Below are 19,439 nucleotides of genomic sequence, written 5' to 3'. Positions count from 1 at the left end.
CCCCTCCCCGCCGGGCTACCATGTTCAAGCAGGCTGGCGGGCGCTACGCGCGGTCGCGTCGGTGATGACGCGGTCCAGGATCGCGGCGACGCTGGCCGCGGCCGCCTCGGACGACAGCTCCGCGGGCGGAGGCGCCGGGACCGGCAGCGCGCCCGTCTCCCGGAAGCGCGCGAGGTGACGCGCGAGCGCGGCGGCGATGCCGTCCGCGTCGTCCGGCGCGACGCGCGCGTTGTCGCTCCGGTACGAGAGGAGCTCTTCGACCTCGCGGTTCGCGGTCACGCTGACGACGGGCATCCCCGACGCGGCGTAGTCGTAGGTCTTGGCCGAGACGCGCAGCACGACGTGGGGGCTGAGCATCGCGAGCAGCACGTGCGCCCGCCTGAGCTCGCCGAGCACGTCGCGCTGCGGGACCGGGGGGAGCGCCTCGATGTACGGCGTGAGCCCCATGCGCTCGAAGCAGGCGCGATCGTGGTCGGACATCCGGCCGATCTGCCGGAGGACGACGTCCTCGGGCGCGAGCCGCTCGCGGTCGATGAACCGCCGCAGCGCGGCGCCTATCTGGTCCGCCGAGGCCTCCTCGCGGATCGTGCCGAGGTGGAGCACGACGAAGCGGCGGGGCGGCTCCGGCACGGGCGGCGGCGCGTACAGCGCGAGATCGAAGTGGTTGCGCACGAACGAGGACTTCGACGAGAGCTCGGGGAAGCGCGCGCGGTAGGCCTCGAGCGCGGCCCGCGTGTTGAAGATCACGTGGTCGGCGCCCTCGAGCCAGCGACGCTCCAGGCGCGGGACGATGGCGCGCCGGGCCCGCTCGGCCAGGCCGGACGGCGGCCCGCTCCCCGTCTCGTGCAGCGAGTACGGGTCGCGCATGTCGAGGACGAGCGGCACGCCGAGCGTCCGCTTCACGTGGAGGCCGACCGGGCAGGCCGAGTACGGCCCGGCGCTCACCACGACGGCCCGCGCGCCGGTGCGGCGGGCCAGGGCCACGGCCGCGCGCGCCCCGCGCGGCGCGTGCGCGATCCAGCGGTCGGTGATCGCCTGGAACGGGCGGAGCCCGACGAGCGGCCCCGCGCGCCCCGCGGGGAGCGGCGCCCGCGCGCGGAGGGCGCGCAGCGCGGCGCCCGCGGCGAGGACGGCCGGATCGAGGTACTCGTCGAAGACCTCGACCTCGGGCGGCAGCGCGGCGAGCAACCCGTCGTCGCGCGGATCCTCGGGAAAGGTCCCCGACAGGACGGCGACGCGGAAGCCGTGGCGCGGCAGGTGCCGCGCGAGCTTCACCCAGCGGAAGGCGCCGACGCTCGTCTGGGGCGCGAAGGCGGGGGAGATCAGCAGGAAGGGGCGCACGATCGATCCTCTCGCGTCCTCTCGCGTCCTCTCGCGTCCTCTCGCGGGCAAGCTGGCGTCCACGACGTCAGCCCTCGCCGCGCACGCCGCGCTCGAGCAGGTCCGCGTAGAGCGCGAACAGCGCTTCGAAGTGCTCGTCGCTCGTGGGCAGCCGCTCCCCCGCGGCCCGCGCCGCCGCGACGCGCTCCTCCCGCGGGCGCGCAAGCACCCGCTCGATCGCGGCGGCCACCTCGCCCGGCGAGGCGCGCGGCGCGTACACCTCGGCGGCGCCGGGCTGCACGAAATCCAGCGCGGCGCCGGCGGCCGGGACGACGAGCGGCAGGCCCGAGCACAGCGCCTCGCCCAGCACGAAGCCGAACGTCTCGGCGGCGCCCCCGTGGACGAAGACATCGGCGCTGGCGTGCAGCGCGGCGTAGGTGGCGCGGTCCTTGGCGAAGCCGAGGAAGGTCACCTGCGGAAGGGCGGCCGCGCGGCGCTCGAGCCGCGCCCGCTCGGGCCCGTCGCCCAGCACCGCGAGGGCGACCGGGCGCCGCGCCGCGAGCTCCCGCGCGGCGTCGATCACGAGCGCGACCCGCTTCTCGACGGCCAGCCGGCATGCGACGAGGAGCAGCGCAGCCGAGGGCTCGTCCGCGAACCGGCCGAGCAGGCCGCGGCGCAGCGCCGCGTCCGCGCGGGAGGGGTCGAAGTCGCCGCGCTTCACGCCGAAGGTGACGCGGTGGACGCGCTCGCAGCCGTGGCTGCGGAGCTGCTCCGCGATGAACGTCCCGGGGGCGATCGTCGCGTCGAACCGCCGCGACAGCGCGCGCGGCCAGGCGAACAGCGCGCCCTCGAGCGCCCGGGCGACCGCGCGCGGGCGCACCCGGTCGAGCAGCGGCGCCGCGTAGGTGCTGATCTGATCCGAGTGGTACACGAGCGTGCGGAGCGGGACCTCGCGGGCGCTCGCCGCGACGAGCGCGGCCGTGTACGGCGCGCTCGCCTGCACCACGTCCGGCGCCTCGCGGCGGATGATCGCCCGCGCCGCGCCGAGCCGGAGGAGCGCGTGGTAGGTCGGGTCGTACGGCATCGGCGGGCCGGCCACCCGCACGATGCGGCCCCCCTCGAGCGGCACCACCTCGTCGCGCGGCCCGGGCGCCACGACGACGATCTCGTGGCCGCGCCGGCTCCCCTGGCGCACGAGCTCCTCCAGGTACGACCGCACGCCGCCCCCGCGGGACGAGAAGAACTCCGCGACGTCGAGGATCTTCACGAATGGTTGCTCCCGCGCAGGAGGAGGCCGCCCTTCCACGAGCGCCGCATCCGCGCCGAGCGGTTCATGACGTGGAGCAGCGCCGGGAGGAACAGGAGCGCGCACACGACGCACGCCACCTCGCCGCTGACCGCGACCCAGCCGAACGAGTTCAGCGCCTGGTTGTCGGCGAAGATGAGCGACCCGTAGCCCAGCACGGTCGTGTAGCTGCAGAGGGCCACGGGGCCGGCCGAGCGCTTGACCGCGAGCGACACATCGCCGCCGAGCAGCCGCGCGCGATCGAAGACGTTGAAGGGGTACTCGCAGCCGATGCCGAACGTGATCGGGAGCGCGATGAAGTTCAGGAAGTTGATCTTGACGTCGAGCGCCGCCATGGCGGTGGCCGTCGCGAGCACGCCGAGCACGAGGGACAGGAGGACCGCGAGCGCGCCCGCCATGCTGCCCGTCGCGAGCACCACGACGGCCGTGACCGCGAGGAGCGAGGCGGCCGTCGCCAGCGGGCCGTCGCGCTCCATCGACCGGATCATCTCGGCGAAGACCGTCGGCCTGCTCGCCGTGACGACGTGGGTCCCGTCAGGGAGGACCACGTTGCCGGTCGTGTCGGCCATCCGCAGGAGGTTCCTGCCGTTCGAGAACGAGACGTTGTTCTTGTACTTCACGTAGAACACCGTCCCCACCACGCCGTTGTTCTCCTCGAACCTGCGGCGGATGAGGTCGGGCAGGTCCTTCGGGCCGATGACGCGCAGCGCCTCCGGCGGCTTCATGCTGAGGACGCGCTCGCGCTCCTCGGGGCGCAGGGCCTTCAGCACCCGCGGGGTCAGCCGGTCCCGGATGCGCTCCAGGATCTCGATCTTCCGCCGCTGCTCCTCGGCCGTGCCGGGGAGGGCGTCGGCGACCATCGCGACGTCGGCCACGAGCTGGCCCTGCGGATCCTTCGCGTCGTTCGCCAGGATCTGCGCCTTGATGGCCGGCACCTGCTCGGGTGTGTCGGCGAGCATCATCGCGCCGGCGACGTTCATCTTCCCGCCGAAGACCTCGGACGCCTTGAGCGACCAGCTCCCCGCGCCCTTCTCCCGCGAGCTCTTCGAGCCGAGGCGCGCGAAGTTGTACTCCCAGGGATCCCGGATGTACGCGGGGAGCTTCCACGCGGCGAGCGCGACGATGACCGGCGCGACCGCGAGGAACGCGAGCGGCCACCGCGACGTCACGCGCGCGAGCGCCCGCGCGCCGGGCCCGGAGGCGCCCTCGTCCGAGACGCGCGGCGCCGGATCGCGCATCCAGCGCGGGAGCCTCGCCTGGATGCGCTCGATCGCGACGAGCGTCGCGGGCACGAGCGGCACGATGGACGCCCACACCATGAACATCCCGACGAAGCCGATCGTGCCGAACTGGCTGAACCCGCGGAAGTGCGTGATCGTGAGCGATCCGTAGGCGATCGCCGCCACGCTCGCCCCGACGAGCTCGGCGCGGAACGCGTTGATGACCGCCTCGCGCCGCGCCTCGTCCGCGGGCATGCCGCGCGCGCGGAAGTCGCGGTACCTCGACAGGAGCACGATCGGGTAATTGACCCCGTTGCCGACGATGATCGCCCCGAGGAAGGCGCCGACCGTGTTGACGTAGCCGTAGGTCAGGGTCGCGAACGCGTACCCAGCGCTGGCGCCGAGGGCCGTGGGGAGCAGGATCACCACGAGCGACCAGGGCGAGCGGTAGTAGATCATCACGCCGCCGACGATCAGCACGAGCGCGATGGCGGTGGCCCACACCGCCTCGCTCACGAGCGACTTCTGCTCGGCGATGGCGTTCGGGATGTCGCCCGCGTACCCGACCTGCATGGCCGGGTGGAACGCCGCAGGATCGAGGCGCGAGACGAGCGCGGTCACCTGGTCGAGGAGCTCCGCCGCGCGGCGATCGCCCATCCCGGCGCTGCGCGAGACGATGCGGAGCGCGACCATGCGCCCGTCGGGCGTGGCGAAGTAGCCGCTCGGGAACTCGTCGATCTTCTTCAGGCGCCGCTGGAGCTCCTGCCAGGTCTCGTCGAGCGACAGCCCCTTCTGGGCCGGCGCCGGCGTCGCCGCCGCGCCCGCGTCACCGCCGGGCGCCCCGGAAGCCTCCAGATCCTCGATGAGGCCGCTCCGCAGCGCGAGCTCCAGCTCGATCGCCTCGTCCGCCGCCTCGAGCTCGCGGACGCTCGCGTAGAGCCACTTGTTCGCGTCGAAGAAGCTGCGGACCTCCTTCGTGCCGGACTCCACGTAGCGGATGAGCGCCGGCGGCCCGCACGCCGCCCGGCAGGCGTCGTCGCCGCACGCCGCGGCGCAGGCCGCGCGCTTCCGGAGAGGCTCGTTCAGCTGCTCCGCGAGCGCGTCGATGAACCGCTCGTTCGCGCCGCGATCCGGTGACTCGGCGATGACGATGAGCTGCGCTCCGCCGTCCACGCGCCGGGCCTGACGCTCGTAGGCCTGGAACGCCGGGCTGTCGCTCGGCAAGAGCTCGCGGAGCTCCGTGCGCAGCTCGAGCCGCGACGCGTACCCCCATAGCCCTGCCATGGAGAGGAGGGCGAGCGCGATGACGAGCCAGGGACGGCGCCCGCTGATATCGACGAGCGCACCGATCATCCTGAGGAGCATTCGAAGGACACCTCGAAACCGGGAACACCTCGAAGCGGCCGCGTGCGGGCCGTCTTCGGGCCGGTCTTACCACGCGCGCTAGGCGCAGAACGACGGCTGGATACCCTTGGGCCGCGGCGCCGCCGCGGGGCGCAGGTGGCCGAACGCGAAGAGGCCGCCGGTGAAGCCCATCCAGGTGCGGAAGTGCCGGAAAGTCTCCAGCCACTGGAGCGCCTTCGGCCCGTCGACGAGCGGGCGCAGGTTGGATTGCCTCGCGTGCTCGCGCGCGTGCGCGAACGCGTTCGCGAGCATGCGCTGCACGACGAGGGGCGAGGACCGCTCGCGCGCCCGCTGCGCGGCCGCGTTTCCGAGCCGCGCGGCGGCGAGCGGATCGCGCGTGAGCGCGAGCACGGCCTTGCCGTACGCGGCGTTCGCGCTCTCCTCGGCGATCGGCCCGCGGCCCGGGTCGATCAGCAGGCCGTTGTGGCCGCTCTGGATCTGCGAGCTCACGCCCATGCCGTCGGCGAACGCGACCGTCGGGGAGCCGCACCAGAGCGCCTCGCTGAGCACGTTTCCGAACGTCTCGCTCAGCGAGGCGTGCAGGAAGAGGTTCGCGTGCCGGTAGTAGTCCGAGATCTGGCTGTACGGCACCTCGCCCGTGAAGATGACCCGGCGCGCGACGCCCAGCTCGCGCGCGAGCGCCGCGTACGCCACGCTGTCCGGCCCGTCGCCCACGAGCGTGAGCGTCGCCTGCGGCTCGTGCGGGGCGATGTGCTCGGCGAAGATGCGGATCAGCCGGTGCTGCGACTTCTCCCGGGTGTGGCGGCCCGCGCAGACGAGGCGGGGGCCGCGCGGGTCGAGCCCGCGCTCCTCGAGCAGCTGCACGTAGGGGTCGGGGCCGAGCGGGCGCTCGAACACGTCCTCGGGGACCATCCGCGGGATGACGTGGATGGGCACCGTCACGCCCCGTTCGCGCCAGTAATCGCGAAGGCCCTCGCTCAGCACGACGAGGCCGTCTCCCTGGTTGTACAGGTCCACGAAGAGCCGCTCCATCGGCGCGCGCAGCGTCTTGTGGAGCACCGTGTGGACCGCGCCGATCCGGGAGACCCGCTCCGGCAGGAGCACGTCGTACGCGGCCGCGAGGTGCGTCGTGTTCACGCAGAGCAGCGGGATGCCGCGCATCTTGCGCAGCCAGATGCCGAACTCGACGAGCAGGGTCGTGGTCTGCGCAAAGCAGATGTCAAAATCCCACCGCATCGGATCGAGCACCGAGGATCCCACGGGGATGGGCAGGTGCACCCCCGGGTAGGTGCGCAGCGGCAGGCTGGGCAAGGCGACGGTGCCGGGAGGGACCTCGTCGGCCGAGGCATCCGGATCCCGAGGTCCGATCAGTGTTGCCTGGTGACCACAGGTGTTGAGCGCGCGATACAGGGCCCGCGTCTGGAAGACCGCGCCATTCGCGTAAGGAATGCGCGTGAAATCGCTGAGGATGGCGACCTTGAGCGGCCGCCCGTTGGCGCCGGAGAGGGCAGCGAAGGGATTCTCTGGAATGGCCGCTTGCACCCTGACGGAGGAGAGCCCTCCCCGCGCGGGTCCCGTCGACGGCGTGGGACGCGCCGGCGCGATCGCCTCGTGCGGCGCGCGATCGCTCCGGTGGTCGCTGAGCGGCAGAATTGCATCCATCGTCATCTTCGTTGCTCCTGGAGAAGCGGCGCGAACCGTGGTCGATGGCCGACCGAGGCGCGCAGCGTGACGGGCGGTAGGGCGCTCGTGTCGCGCCCGCGACAGCCGTGTCACGCTGCGGCCGCGAGCGCTGCCTGCTGCTCGGCACAGCAGCCATTCCTCGTCGGCCAATCGGCCTGTCGGCAGCGGGCGTAATTAGCAAAGCTCATGCCGCTTGTGTCGACTTCGGCCACGGTGCGAGGTGCGAACGTCGCGATGCACCTCGTCACGAGGCGCCCGCGCACGCTTCCTCCAGCAGGGTGAGCACGGCGGAAGGCGCGCTCGGCAGCGCGCGCTCCAGGTCGATGCGAGCGAAGTCGGCGGCGCGGCAGCGATCGAAGAAGCGCGCCACGACGTCCGGCGAGAGCGCCGCGAGCGAGCTCGCGACGGCGACGCCGGCCCGCTCGGCGAGGAGCGCGTTGAGCGTCTGCTCGTTGTGGCGGTCGTCGTAGAGCGCGAGCACGGGCTTGCCGGCGAGCACGCACTCGGCGAGGACGTTGCTGCCGGCGGTGGTCACGACCGCCGACGCGCCCTCGAGGTGACCGAGGAACGCGCCCGGATCGAAGGGGCGCGCCTCGACGCCGGGCACGTCGAGACCCGGGTCGCCGAACGCGATGACGCGCCGGCCGTCGCGCGCGACGAGATCGAGCACGCGGCGCGCGTCGCACTCGCTGAAGTAGCAGACGACGGCCCCGGGCTCGCCGGCGCGCGCGGGGGCGAGCCGGCGCTCGGGCCGCGCGACGAGGGTGCCCGGCGTCTCCGGCTCGATCGGCAGGAAGTGGACGGCGACCGCGCGGCGCGCCCGGCTGGAGGCCCAGGTCGTGCGCCGGCACGCGAGCACCCGCAGCCTCGGCAGCCCCTCGGGCAGGCGGCAGCGCGAGAAGACGAGATCGTGGCCGAGCGCGACGGCGGGGATCCCGAGCGCGCGCGCGGCGAGCAGCGACGGGACGTCGCCGTCGCTCACGATGGCGTCGGGCCGGAAGCCCGCCTGCTCGACGATCTCCTTCGCCAGGCGGCGCGGGAGCTCGATCACGCCCGCGAGCCCGCGGTGGATCGGCCGCACGAGGCGGTGCTCCGGGAGCGCGCCGAGCAGGTCCGCCGCCTGGCCGCCGCCGTAGATCCGGAGCTCGTGGCCGCGCTCGCGGAGGGCTCCCACGATCGGGAGCGCGCGGCTCGCGTGCCCGCGCCCGCGCCCGTGGACGTAGTAGCCGATCTTCGCCACGGGCCGTCAGCGCACCGGCGCGCCGCAGCAGCCGCGCGCGCGAGAGAGGGCCCGTCCCAGGATCGCGCGCGGGCCCATGGCCGCCCGCGCGGGGGCCGCGCCGGCGAGCACGCCATTGCGGACCGCGATGATCATGAGCGCACGTCTCTGCTTCATCCCATTTCCCCGCGGATCGCCGCCGAGATCGCCGCCATGGCGGGGGTCTCGGAGCGAGCGCGGAGCGCCTCTACAACGGACGCCCCGCCGGCGGAACCCCGGAGGCGCGCTCGCCGCGCCGCGCCCGGGCGGCGCCCGCGTGGTGCGTACGACGTGGGGCAACGCGTACGACGTGTGTGATGCGCGCGATGCGCGCCCCACGTACGTTGCGTGCGACACGTGCGATGCGTCATTTCTCGCTCCTCCCGACGGGCGACGTGCGCTTTGACTCCGCGCCAGCGCAGGGCTCCAATGGCCTGCGATACGGCCCGCGCCGCACCATGACCGCCTCGAGCAGCTTCCATTCGACGGGATCCCAGGGACCTCGAGGCGTCAGCTCGGCGGACGAGCGCCGCGCGATGGCGCGGGGCCTCCCCACGGCGCTCGTGACCTGGCCCACGTTCGCGGCGCTCGACGTGTTCGTGGTGCTCGCCGTGTTTCCGAGCGCCTCGGTCACCCGGCTGCTGCTCTACCGGCTGCTCGGCGAGGTCATCCTGCTCTGGCTGTACCTCCTCGCTCGGCGCGAGCAGACCTCGGCCGAGCTCCTCGACGCGGCGCACGTCTTCGCGGTGTGGAGCACGGGGGGGCTCATCTCCGTGATGGCGCTGGAGTTCGGGGATCTGACCTGGAACTACATGCACGGGCTGTCGATCGTGATGCTCGTCGACGCGACGATCCTGCCCACGCACTTCTCGCGATCGCTCCGGATGACGATCCCTGTGGCGCTCAGCTTCCCCATCATCATGGGCGCGGGGGCGTCCCTCGACCCGGCGCTGGCTGCGCAGTGGACGTCGCCGCGGTCGCTCGTGATCTTCGCCTGCAATTACATCTTCGTGCTCGCCACCGCGATCCTGGTGTCGGCGGCGAGCCACGGCCTCTGGTCGGCGCGCCAGCAGGTCTACGAGGCCCGCAAGCTCGGCCGCTACCGGCTCGTGGCGCCGGTCGGTCGGGGCGGGCAGAACGAGGTGTGGCTCGCCTGGGACGAGTCGCTCCGCCGCGACGTGGCGCTGAAGCTGCTCCGCAGCGAGAGCAAGTCCGAGGGCGACGTGCGCAGCTTCGAGCGCGAGGCGCGCGCGACGAGCCGGCTCACGTCGCCGCACACGATCCGGATCTTCGATTTCGGCGCGAGCAGCGACGGCATCTTCTACATCGCGATGGAGCACCTGGCCGGCGCCGACCTGGCCACCCTGGTGCGCGATCACGGCCCGATGCCGCCCTCCCGGGTCGTCCATTTCGCGCGGCAGGCCTGCCTCTCGCTGGCGGAGGCGCACGACGCGGGCGTCATCCACCGCGACATCAAGCCCCACAACCTCTACATCACGCGCGTGGGGGACGAGCAGGACGTGCTCAAGGTGCTCGACTTCGGGATCGCGAAGCAGGTGAGCCTGGAGGGAGACGCGAGCATGACGGACGTCGGCGTGATCAAGGGAACGCCGACGTACATGTCCCCGGAGATGATCTCGGCCGGCGCCGTGGACGCCCGGAGCGACATCTACTCGCTCGGGGTCACGCTCTATTACCTGCTGACGGGCGTGGCCCCCTTCGACGGCCGGAGCTTCGGCAAGCTCGTCTACTCGCACCTGACGATGCCGCCGATCCCGCCGTCGCTGCGCGCGCCCTGGCCGCTGTCGTCGGAGCTGGAAGAGGTGGTGATGCGGTGCCTCGCCAAGCGGCCAGGCGACCGTTACCAGAGCGCGCGCGAGCTGCTCGCCGCGCTCGACGCATGCGAGCCGGCGCCAGCGTGGACGCCGGACGACGCAAGGAGCTTCTGGACGGCGCGCGCCGCGATGCCGCGCGCCGAGCCGCCGCCCCCGGATCCCGGCCCCACCGTTCGCCTGCGGCCAGAAAAGGCCGTGCCCGTGGCCTGAGGCGGGGCCAGGGCCCTTCAGGCCTGGCCGACCCCGAGCTGCGCGCCGTCGGGGAACCGCCGCGAGGGGGGCGGCGCCCGTCGCACGGATGCAGGGGGTTGCGCGTCCGCCTGGAGCGCGGGGCCGTTGTCGATCACGGGCACGCGCAGCGGCGCGGGCGCGGGCGCTGGCGAGCGCCGCTCGCTCCGCGCCAGGACGAGCGTGTCGTGGAGCGCGCGAGCGCTCTCGTCCCACCCCTTGGACCCGGCGAGCGCCGAGATCCGCTCGGGATCGTAGGGCGCGTGCGCCGCGCGCGCCATGGCGCCGGCCAGGGCGGGGAGATCGCCGGGCGAGACGAGCTCGCCGAGCTCGGGGCGGCTGATCACGTCGGGGATGCCCCCGACCCGCGTCGCGACCACCCGGCGGCCCGACGCGAGCGACTCGATCACGACGTTGGGCGTGCCCTCGTGATGGCTCGGCAGGACGAGCGCATCGCAGGCGGCGACCCAGCGCGCCACCTCGTGGTGCGGCAGGCGACCGGTCATCAGAACGCGCCCGCCGAGCCGCTCCGCCGCCGACCTGCAGGCCTGCTCGTCCGCGCCGCTCCCGACCAGCGCGAGGTCGATGTCGGGGTGCGCGGCGGCGATGCGCTCGAACGCGGCGATCGCGTCGAGCGCGCCCTTGTCGCGGAGCAGGTGGCCGACGTAGAGCAGCAGCCGGCGCTCCGCGGGGCGGCCCAGGGCGGCGCGGGCCTCGCCCCGGTCGCGCGGGTAGAACAGGCCGCGATCGACGCCGTTCATGACGACATCGATGCGGTCGCGACGGACGCCGAGCGCGTGGACCCCCTCGGCCAGCTGCTTGCTCACGGCGACGACGCGGGTCGCGCGCCGGAGACCCCACTCGAGCGAGGGCCTGACCGCCGGTTGCTGCGAGAGCACGTCGACGTCCGAGCCATGCACCTTGACGACCGCCGGGACGCCGAGCAGCTCCGCGAGGCACACCGCGGCGAATCCGTCCGGATAGGCGAACGAGCCCACGATGACGTCCGGCGCAGGACGGTGGCGCGCCAGCTCGAAGAGCATGGACGCCGCATAGAGCGGGCCATTGAGATACGGCGCCACCTTGGGCACATAGAGGAATCGCGGGTGGCGCACCGGCAACCCCTCGATCACGTCCTCGCGAGGCGCGTCGCTCGACATGGACCACCGGGAGAACCTGGAAGCCCCGGGGAACCAGGGGATCGTCGCGAAGACGTCGATGTCGCAATACCTCGAGAGCGCGGCGAACTGCCGCCGGTTGAACGGCGCCTGTCCCGGGTTCGTCGCGTTCGGGAAGATCTTGGTGATAAGCAGGACGCGCATACCTCTGCTCCTTCGGACTCGCCCGCTCGGCTCGACGGAAATCCTCCGATCAGCGGAGCATCTCGCCGCGCGGTCGAGCGGTGTCGAGCAGAGAACATGCCACTGCGAGAAAGCTGGAAACGAGGCAAGGAATGGGAGCAACGTGCCCAGACGAGCGATGAGCGAACAGCCATGCTGCCCCAGCGAGGCAAATTGCCACGCGCCGTAGGTGACCTTGGCAGAAGAGGTGGGCAAACAGCGCGCAGCGCTAGCGAGCGAGCGCGACGATTGCAATGAGAACGGTATTTATAAAGAGAGCTTCGCGACGAACGCGTCGCCCTGGCCCGCGCTCGAGAGCGCCCCTTGACCGAAGTTGATGGCGCCGTAGAAACGGCCGGCGATCAACACGCTCGCGCCTGAGCCCGCCGCCACGTCGAGGCCGACCTGCGTCTGGACGTCGCCGAACAGCTTGCTGAACACGTGATCGTTCGAGGCGCCGAGCTTGACCAGGTAGACATCGGTCTTGCCTCGGCTCGTCAGCGGCCCTCCGCCGAAGTCCGCCGAGCCGAACAGCGGCCCCGCGAGCAGGAGATTGCCGGCGGAGTCCACCGCGACGCTCGCGCGCGCCCCGGTCTCGAAATCGGTGAGCAGCTGGTCCTCGTCGTCGCCGAAGCGCCGGCTCATGAGGTGCGCGCCGGCGCCGGAGAGCCTGGCGACGAACAGATCCCGCCCGCCGGCGCTCACCATCGGCTCGCCGCCGAGGTCGATGGTCGACGCGAACGTGCCCGTGAGCGCCACGTCACCCGTGGCCTGGTGGACCGCGACGTCGTGGGCCTCGTCCGCCTCGGCGCCGCCGAACCGGGCGCTCCAGACGTGGTCGCCGGAAGGACGGAGCTTGGCGAGGAAGATGTCGGAGAGGCCGGCGCTCACGAGCTGCGCGCCGCCGAGATCGATGGATCCATCGAAATACCCCGCGACGACCAGGTTGCCGTCGGCGTCGACCGCGATCCCGTGGGCGTAGTCGTCGCCTTCGCCGCCGGCGCGCAGGGCGAGGAGCGTCCGGCCGTCGCCCGAGGCGAGGCGCAGCACGAAGGCGTCGCGCATGCCCGCGCTCGTGAGCTCGCCGGCGCCGAAGTCGACGGCGCCGTGGTAGCCGCCCGCCACGAGCACGTTGCCCGCCGCGTCGACGGCGATGCGGTCGCAGCGATCCGCGCCGGATCCGCCGAAGATCCTGCTCCAGATGTGCTCGCCGCCGCCGCCCAGCTTGACGACGAAGACGTCGTCGCTCCCGTGCGACGCGAGCTCGCCGCCGCCGAGATCGACGCGGCCGAAGGCGCGGCCCGCCACGAGGACGCTGCCCGCCGCGTCGACCGCGAGCGCCATCGCGAACTGGTTGCCGTCGCCCGGGAACAGCTTGCTCCAGACGTGCGCGCCGAACCTGTCGAACTTCGCCACGAAGGCGTCCGTGCCGGTGGCCGTGAGCGGGCCGCCGCCGAGATCGACGGTCCCCTCCAGCTGGCCGGCCACGATCACGTTGCCGTCCGCGTCGAACGCGACGGATCGGGCGTACTGGCCGGTCGCGTCGCCGAAGCCGCGGCTCCACACGTCCTCGCAGGCGGGCGTCGCGCCGTCGCAGTCCTCGTCGTCGGGCGTGTCGCACGCGTCGAACGCGGGCAGGACCTCCCCCATGCACGGGCCCCACGACGTGCCCTCCGCGTTGCAGACGCGCGTGCCGGCCACGCAGCGCCCGACGCCGTCCGTCCCCCCCGGGCCCGTGTAACACGCCTCCTGCGCGCTGGGCGTGCACACGCAGCCGGGACAGCCGCAGTCGAGGCCGCTGCACGCGGCCGGCGTGAGCTCCGCGATCCAGGCGGCGACACACGCGATCTCCTCGGACGAGTACGGGGCCCCCCCGAGCGGCATGCGCGCGCCGCACGAAGGCGCGTCGGTGAGCCGCACGTAGAGCGCGCTCTCCTCCGGCCGATCGGGGTCGGCGAGCACGCCGGCGCAGCTCGTGGCCGGGCGGCCGGCGACGCGATCGCCGACGCCGAGCGTGACGAGGTCGAGGCCGGCCGCGGGCTCGCCCGGCCCGTGGCAGCTCGCGCCGCCGCACCGCTCGGCGAACACCGCGGGCACGTCGGCGCACGCGGCCTGCGGGCCGCCGCCGCCGCCGTGCCGCCGGTCGAACCGCTCCTGATCGTCGATCGTCCCCGGACACCCCGCGAGCAGCGGCAAGGCCGGAGCGACGAGCGCCGCCGCCGTCGCCGCCGTCGCCGCCGTGAAGCGCCCGCCGCGACGGGCAGACCCGGCGCGCGCCGCGCGCGCTGAGCGCACCTCACTCCCCATGATAAGCCACCCCCAGGTGAACGCTGAAGTGCTGGTCGAGCGCCCCGCCAGCGATGTACGTGTCCTCTGGCTCGGAGTCGAAGTCGTAGAAGAACCGCGCGTACGACGCGCCGGCGCGCGCCTCGAGCCCCGGCGCGAACGGGGCGGCGACCGCGACGCGGAGATCGACGCCTCCGGCGCTCGGCGCGCGGAAATGAGACGCGAGGGCTCCCATCGAGAGGGGCGCCTGGACCCCTCCCCCGGCCTCCAGCGCGACCGGGCCGACCGGCAATCGCCCGTCCACCCCCACGCGCAAGGCGACGTAAGACACCGACGCGGCGTCGCGCGACGGGTCGCCCGTCGACTCGATATCGAAGTCGGTCCAGCGGAGTCCGCCGCCCGCGAACAGGACCGGCCCGTCCTGCCCGGCGAGGCGGTAACGGCCCCGGAGGCCGGCGTGGAGCCGGCTCCACGAGGTCGATACGCTCGCTCCGCCGGCGCCCTCCGAGTCGAGGCCGAGGGCGCGAGCGTACGAGAGCTCGACACCGAGGTCGCGGAGCACCGGGACGGCGCTTCGCGCGAACGGGTACAGCTCGCCCCGGAGGGACGGCATGGGCACGCCCAGCACCTCGTAGGTGCGGAGGTTGTCGGAGAGCAGATCGCTATAGGACAGCGTACGACCCGCGATCTCGAGATCGACACCCGCGCTGAAGAGCGCGGTCCCCGCGGCGGGCGGGCGGGCGCCTTCATCGCGCTCGGCGCGATCGGCGCTGGACGCCGCGCTGGGATCGGCGAGCGCCGAGCCTGGCGAAAGGAGCGCCAGGAGCATCGACAGCGCCGAGAGCGCCGCGCCGAGCGGCGCGGCCGCAGGAGAGCGGCGCGCGCGGCGCCGCGGCGCCCGAGGAGAGAGACGAGAGACAGGACAGGCGAGCGTTCGCCTTTGCATTGGGCGCGAGCATAGTCGCTCCGTACACCGCAGGTCGAGCCGCCTTCGAAGGCCGGAGTCCGCGGCAACGCCGTAAGACACGCGCACACGGGATGATCACATCGGCCCCGTGCTCCCACTTGATTCGGCCGCTCCGAGCGCGGCTCCTATCCGGGAGCGACGGTTTGCCATACGCTCCTTGAAGATGGCGAGATGGCGCGCCACGCACACGGCCGCGCCGCGCGCGCTGCACGGAGGGGAACGCGCCGTGCCCTGCTCGCGCTCGCCGACGAGGCACCATGGCTGAACCAAGAGCTCTCCGCTGGCCCATCGGCCTGCTCCTCCTCGCCTCCTGCTCAGGGCAGTTCGGCGATCTCCCCGCGAACGACGACGACGACGACGGCGAGGCGACGGCACCGCTCTGCGCCTCCATCGAGCCAGGCGAGTCGCCGCTCCGCCGCATGACACGGGTGGAGTACGACAATACGATACTCGATCTCCTCGGCGACGACAGCCGCCCTGCGAGGGGCTTCGTGCCCGAGGAGGAGTCGCTCGGCTTCAACAACCAGGCGGCGGCGCTCGTGGTGAGCCCGCTGCTCGCGGAGCAGTACATGACCGCCGCCGAGGGCATCGCGGCGCGCGCGGCGGGCAAGCTGCTCGGCGAGGCGCCCTCGTGCCGCGGGGCCGCGGCGGGCGCCGCGTGCCGCGGCGAGATCACGGCGCTCATCGCGTCGCTCGGCAAGCGGGCGTTCCGCCGGCCCCTCGCCGAGGACGAGGTCGCCGAGCTCGCGGCGCTCTTCGACCGCGGGCTCGGCCTCGGGGACACGCCCGACGACGCGTCGACCGGCCTCTCGCTCGTTGTCCAGGCGATGCTCCAGTCGCCGCACTTCCTCTACCGCGTCGAGCTCGGCATGCCGGATCCGGTGGAGGGCGACGTCGTGCCGCTCACCTCGTACGAGATCGCCTCGCGGCTCTCGTACCTGCTCTGGGGCACGATGCCCGACGACGCGCTCTTCGCGGCCGCCGAGGAGGGGGCGCTCGGCACCGCCGCGGAGATCGCGGCGCAGGCGCGGCGCATGCTGGACGATCCGCGGGCGCGCGAGGCCGCGAAGAACTTCCACCGCCAGTGGCTCGGGCTCTCGAAGATCGACGAGATCGCCGCGGGCGGGAGGGATCCGGAGCTCTACCCCGAGTACCGGGACGAGCTCCTGCCGCTGTTCCAGGCCGAGACCGAGGCGTTCCTGGATCACGCGATCTTCGAGGAGGACGCGAGCGTGAGCACGCTGTTCACGGCGTCCTATTCGATGATGAACCGGGAGCTCGCCGAGCTCTACGGCGTCGAGGGAGGCCCGAAGGGCGAGGCGTTCGAGCGGGTGGAGCTCGATCCGTCGCAGCGCGCCGGCTTCCTGACGCACGCCGGGCTGCTCTCGCTCTACGCGAAGCCGAACCGGTCCTCGCCGGTGCACCGCGGCCGGTTCGTGCGCCAGAGCCTGCTCTGCCAGATCCCGCCGCCGCCGCCGGACGTGGTCCCGGAGCCGCCGATGGTCGACCGGACGAAGACGACGCGCGAGCAGTTCTCGCAGCACGTGTCCGACCCGGGCTGCAGGAGCTGCCACACGCTGCTCGACCCGATCGGGTTCGGCTTCGAGCACTACGACGCGCTCGGCCGCTGGCGGGACGCCGAGAACGGCATCCCGGTCGACGCCAGCGGCGAGCTCACGCAGACCGACATCGACGGGCCGTTCGACGGGGCGGTCGAGCTCGCGCGGCGGCTCGCGGAGAGCGAGCAGGTGCGCGCGTGCGTCGTGAAGCAGTGGTTCCGCTTCGGTTATGGCCGCGCCGAGCAGCGCGAGGACGCCTGCAGCCTCTCGCAGGCGACGGAGGCGTTCGAGGCGTCCCGGTACAACATCAGGGCGCTGCTCGTGGCGCTCACCCAGACCGACGCGTTCCGCTACCGGCGCGAGATCAACGTGGGAGACGACGCAGGGGGCGCCTCGGAGAGCGCCCCGGGAGGAGAGCCGTGATGAAGCCGTACCGACTCAGCCGCCGCGCCGTGCTCAGGGGCCTCGGCGGCGCGGCGCTCGCGCTGCCGTTCCTCGAGGCAATGGGCTGCTCGAAGCGGCTCGCGCCGGCGTCGGAGCAGACGGGGCGGGCCGCGTTCGGGCTCGAGTTCCCGAAGCGGTTCATCGTGCTCTACACGCCGAACGGGACCGTCCCACCGGACTTCTGGCCGTCGTCCTCGACGTTCCAGGACGGCGAGGAGCTGTCGCCCATCCTCGCGCCGCTCAAGGACCACAACAGGGATCTGCTGGTCCTCGGCAACGTGAGCGCGCTGTCGGCGCTGACGGGGCCGGGCGACGCGCACCAGAAGGGCACGGGGCAGTGCCTGACCGCGCGCGCGATGCAGGAGGGCGACTTCCCCGGCGACGCCGGGCTGTCGTGCGGCTGGGCCGACGGCATCTCGCTCGACCAGGAGATCGCGAACCACATCGGCACGAAGACCAAGTTCCTCTCGCTCGAGCTCGGCGTGCTCGTCTACGGGGCGACCGTGGGCGCGCGCCTCGCGTACCGCGGGCCGGCGCAGCCGCTGCCGCCGGAGAACAGCCCGTACGCCGCGTTCGACCGGCTCTTCTCCGACCTGTCGGTCGCGCCCGCCGACGCGACGCGGAAGACCGAGCAGCGCAGGGCGGTGCTCGGCAAGGTGGCCTCGGACTACGACCGGCTGCGCAAGCGGCTGGGCGCCGCGGATCGGCTGAAGCTCGACGGGCACCTCGCGTCGGTGGAGGACATCGCGTCGCGCCTCGATCGCGGCTCGGCGCCGACCTCGCCGGCGTGCGCCGCGCCGGCGCTGACGCCGGATCTCGACGTCGACAAGGTCGCCAGCATGCCGGAGCTCTGCCGGCTCCAGCTGGATCTCATCGCGATGTCCCTCGCCTGCGATCTGACGCGGGTCGCGAGCCTGCACTTCACGAACTCCGCGACGACCAAGGTGCTGAGCTTCCTCGGGCCGGACATCACCGAGGGCCACCACCCGATGGCGCACAACGGCTACGCCGATCAGGTGAACCGCGAGCGGCTCACCAGGATCAGCCGCTTCTACGCCGAGCAGCTCGCGTACCTGATCGCCAGGCTGAAGAGCATGCCGGAGGGCGACGGCACGGTCTTCGACAACACGGTGATCTTCTGGACCAACGAGCACGCGGACGGCAATCACCTGCGCAAGAACATCCCTTATGTCGTCGCCGGGAGCGCAGGAGGTCAATTCAAGACGGGCCGATACGTCGTCCAGCAGAAGGAGGTCGCGCACAACGACCTGCTCCTGTCGCTGCTCCACGCGATGGGCATCGAGGCCGACACGTTCGGCGACCCGGACTTCTGCACAGGACCGCTGGTAGGGATGATCTGACGGCGGCCTGCCGGCCGCGCTCGCCAGCGCGAGGCGCAGGTTCGTGGGCGAGCGCCGCCGTGGACCGCGGCGGCCCCCTCAAAACCGGCCACCGAATCCGGTCGGGCGGCCCTCGCTGGGGGCTCCCTGGCCCGCCCCCACCTGCTCGGGATGGGGGTCGTGCGCGAGGAGGAGGCCGGCCGACAAGGCCGCGGCGACGACCGCCCCGGCGCCGGCGATCCATACCCACGACGGCGTCCCGCCGCGCTTCTCGGCCGGCACCAGGCCGACGCGGACGCTGCTCAGCGCCTCGTCCTGAATCCGTATCTGAGCCTGGTAGGGCACCTTCCCCGGCGCCGACACCCTCACCACGTGACGGCCGCTCGGCACGATGCCCTCCCACTGCCCTTCGCCCAGGAACTCGCCGTCGAGCGCGAGGCGATCGCCCGGAGAGGCAAGGATGGAGAGCCTGCCGCCGTTCATCGGCCGCGCCAGCCGGACGTCGAGCGCCAGCTGCGCGCCAGGGGACACGCTCTCCACGCGGAGGTGCTCCTTGAACCCCGGCTTGAAGACACGGATTCTCCTGGTGCCGGCGTCGACGATCACCTTGCCCGGGAGCGGCGTCTTCCCGATCAGCTCGCCGTCGATCGTCACCTCCGCGTCCCGCTCGCTCGCGGCGATGTCCAGGTGACCGACGAGGGCCCTGGCGTTCCGCTCGACCTCGGCGATCGTCGCCCAGTCCTCCGGGAGCAGGACGCCGCGGTCCTCCTGCTTCAACCTCTCCACCAGCGCAAGGAGCTGGCTGTACCGGTGCATCTTGGAGGTGCAGGCGATCATGTTCCAGAGGAGGCGCGCGTCCTTCGAGCTCTCGTAGGCGCTCTGGAACTTGAGGAAGGCGCTGGCGAAGTCGCCGTTGCGAAAGAGCGCCTTGCCGGACTCGTAATCGGCCCTGGCCTCACCGCTCAGCCGCTCGCGGGCGGGCGCAGAAGCAGCCTCGCCCGGCGCGGAAGGGGCCGGCGCGGGAGCGGCCGGCGGGGGAGCGGCCGGTGCAGGAGCCGCCGCCGGCGCGGGAGCGGCCTTCGCAAGAGCCGCCGGCGCGGGAGCGGCCTTCGCAAGAGCCGCCGGCGCGGGAGCGGCCGGCGCAGGAGCCGCCGCAGGGGCGGGCTGGGGTTGCTGCGCGGCCGCGCCGCCGGCCGTGGTCAACACCACGATGGCGACCGCTGGCGCGAGCCCCGTCGCCGGGCGGCGCGAACGCACCGGCGCCTCGCCTGTATCCGGCTGGAATGCG

At 73.0% G+C, this 19,439-nt stretch carries 13 protein-coding genes; 3 read left to right on the top strand and 10 right to left on the bottom strand.

Annotated elements, in window-relative coordinates:
- Positions 1-24: 24 nt before the first annotated feature.
- The 6 genes from WMF39_RS05665 to WMF39_RS05640 all read right to left on the bottom strand — a co-directional run bounded on the left by WMF39_RS05665 (position 25) and on the right by WMF39_RS05640 (position 8,290).
- On the bottom strand, positions 25-1,341 hold the full coding sequence (locus WMF39_RS05665) for a glycosyltransferase (protein ID WP_437744522.1): 1,317 nt from the start codon (positions 1,339-1,341) through the stop codon (positions 25-27).
- A 67-nt stretch (positions 1,342-1,408) separates the two neighbouring features.
- On the bottom strand, positions 1,409-2,587 hold the full coding sequence (locus tag WMF39_RS05660; RefSeq protein ID WP_437744521.1) for a glycosyltransferase family 4 protein: 1,179 nt from the start codon (positions 2,585-2,587) through the stop codon (positions 1,409-1,411).
- Positions 2,584-5,211, bottom strand: coding sequence for an MMPL family transporter (locus WMF39_RS05655; RefSeq protein ID WP_437744520.1), 2,628 nt, complete (start codon positions 5,209-5,211; stop codon positions 2,584-2,586). The genes WMF39_RS05660 and WMF39_RS05655 overlap by 4 nt, the downstream gene beginning before the upstream one ends.
- A gap of 78 nt (positions 5,212-5,289) precedes the next feature.
- The gene (locus tag WMF39_RS05650) at positions 5,290-6,879 is read right to left on the bottom strand and encodes a glycosyltransferase (protein WP_437744519.1); all 1,590 of its coding nucleotides are present in this window, start codon (positions 6,877-6,879) and stop codon (positions 5,290-5,292) included.
- Positions 6,880-7,138: 259 nt separating this feature from the next.
- Positions 7,139-8,134 (bottom strand): glycosyltransferase family protein, encoded by a 996-nt coding sequence (locus WMF39_RS05645; protein WP_437744518.1) that lies wholly within the window; start codon positions 8,132-8,134, stop codon positions 7,139-7,141.
- Between the two features lie 6 nt (positions 8,135-8,140).
- The gene (locus WMF39_RS05640) at positions 8,141-8,290 is read right to left on the bottom strand and encodes a hypothetical protein (protein ID WP_437744517.1); all 150 of its coding nucleotides are present in this window, start codon (positions 8,288-8,290) and stop codon (positions 8,141-8,143) included.
- Positions 8,291-8,688: 398 nt separating this feature from the next.
- On the opposite strand from WMF39_RS05640, the gene WMF39_RS05635 reads away from it, so the two are divergent.
- On the top strand, positions 8,689-10,197 hold the full coding sequence (locus WMF39_RS05635) for a serine/threonine-protein kinase (protein ID WP_437744516.1): 1,509 nt from the start codon (positions 8,689-8,691) through the stop codon (positions 10,195-10,197).
- Between the two features lie 17 nt (positions 10,198-10,214).
- Here the strand turns inward: WMF39_RS05635 and WMF39_RS05630 are convergent, their stop codons facing one another.
- The 3 genes from WMF39_RS05630 to WMF39_RS05620 all read right to left on the bottom strand — a co-directional run bounded on the left by WMF39_RS05630 (position 10,215) and on the right by WMF39_RS05620 (position 14,787).
- Entirely contained in the window at positions 10,215-11,537 is a 1,323-nt protein-coding gene (locus tag WMF39_RS05630) for a glycosyltransferase family 4 protein (protein ID WP_437744515.1), read from the bottom strand.
- 285 nt (positions 11,538-11,822) lie between these two features.
- Positions 11,823-13,850, bottom strand: coding sequence for an SBBP repeat-containing protein (locus WMF39_RS05625; protein WP_437744514.1), 2,028 nt, complete (start codon positions 13,848-13,850; stop codon positions 11,823-11,825).
- 1 nt (position 13,851) lies between these two features.
- Positions 13,852-14,787: a hypothetical protein gene (locus tag WMF39_RS05620; protein WP_437744513.1), complete on the bottom strand. Its 936-nt coding sequence runs from the start codon at positions 14,785-14,787 to the stop codon at positions 13,852-13,854.
- A 278-nt stretch (positions 14,788-15,065) separates the two neighbouring features.
- Between WMF39_RS05620 and WMF39_RS05615 the strand changes: the two genes are divergently transcribed.
- Both WMF39_RS05615 and WMF39_RS05610 read left to right on the top strand, forming a co-directional pair.
- The gene (locus tag WMF39_RS05615; RefSeq protein WP_437744512.1) at positions 15,066-16,790 is read left to right on the top strand and encodes a DUF1592 domain-containing protein; all 1,725 of its coding nucleotides are present in this window, start codon (positions 15,066-15,068) and stop codon (positions 16,788-16,790) included.
- Positions 16,790-18,172 carry a DUF1552 domain-containing protein gene (locus tag WMF39_RS05610; RefSeq protein WP_437744511.1) on the top strand — a complete coding sequence of 461 codons (1,383 nt, stop codon included), beginning with the start codon at positions 16,790-16,792 and terminating at the stop codon, positions 18,170-18,172. Before WMF39_RS05615 ends, WMF39_RS05610 begins: the two co-directional genes overlap by 1 nt.
- A gap of 78 nt (positions 18,173-18,250) precedes the next feature.
- Here WMF39_RS05610 and WMF39_RS05605 read toward each other — a convergent pair whose 3' ends face one another.
- Positions 18,251-19,408, bottom strand: coding sequence for a PEGA domain-containing protein (locus WMF39_RS05605; RefSeq protein ID WP_437744510.1), 1,158 nt, complete (start codon positions 19,406-19,408; stop codon positions 18,251-18,253).
- Positions 19,409-19,439: the final 31 nt, after the last annotated feature.

The organism is Sorangium sp. So ce1504 (assembly GCF_051521635.1).
Taxonomy (GTDB): domain Bacteria; phylum Myxococcota_A; class Polyangia; order Polyangiales; family Polyangiaceae; genus Sorangium; species Sorangium cellulosum_B.
Note: the sequence above shows the minus strand (reverse complement) of the source record. Positions and strands in the feature narration are given on the sequence as shown.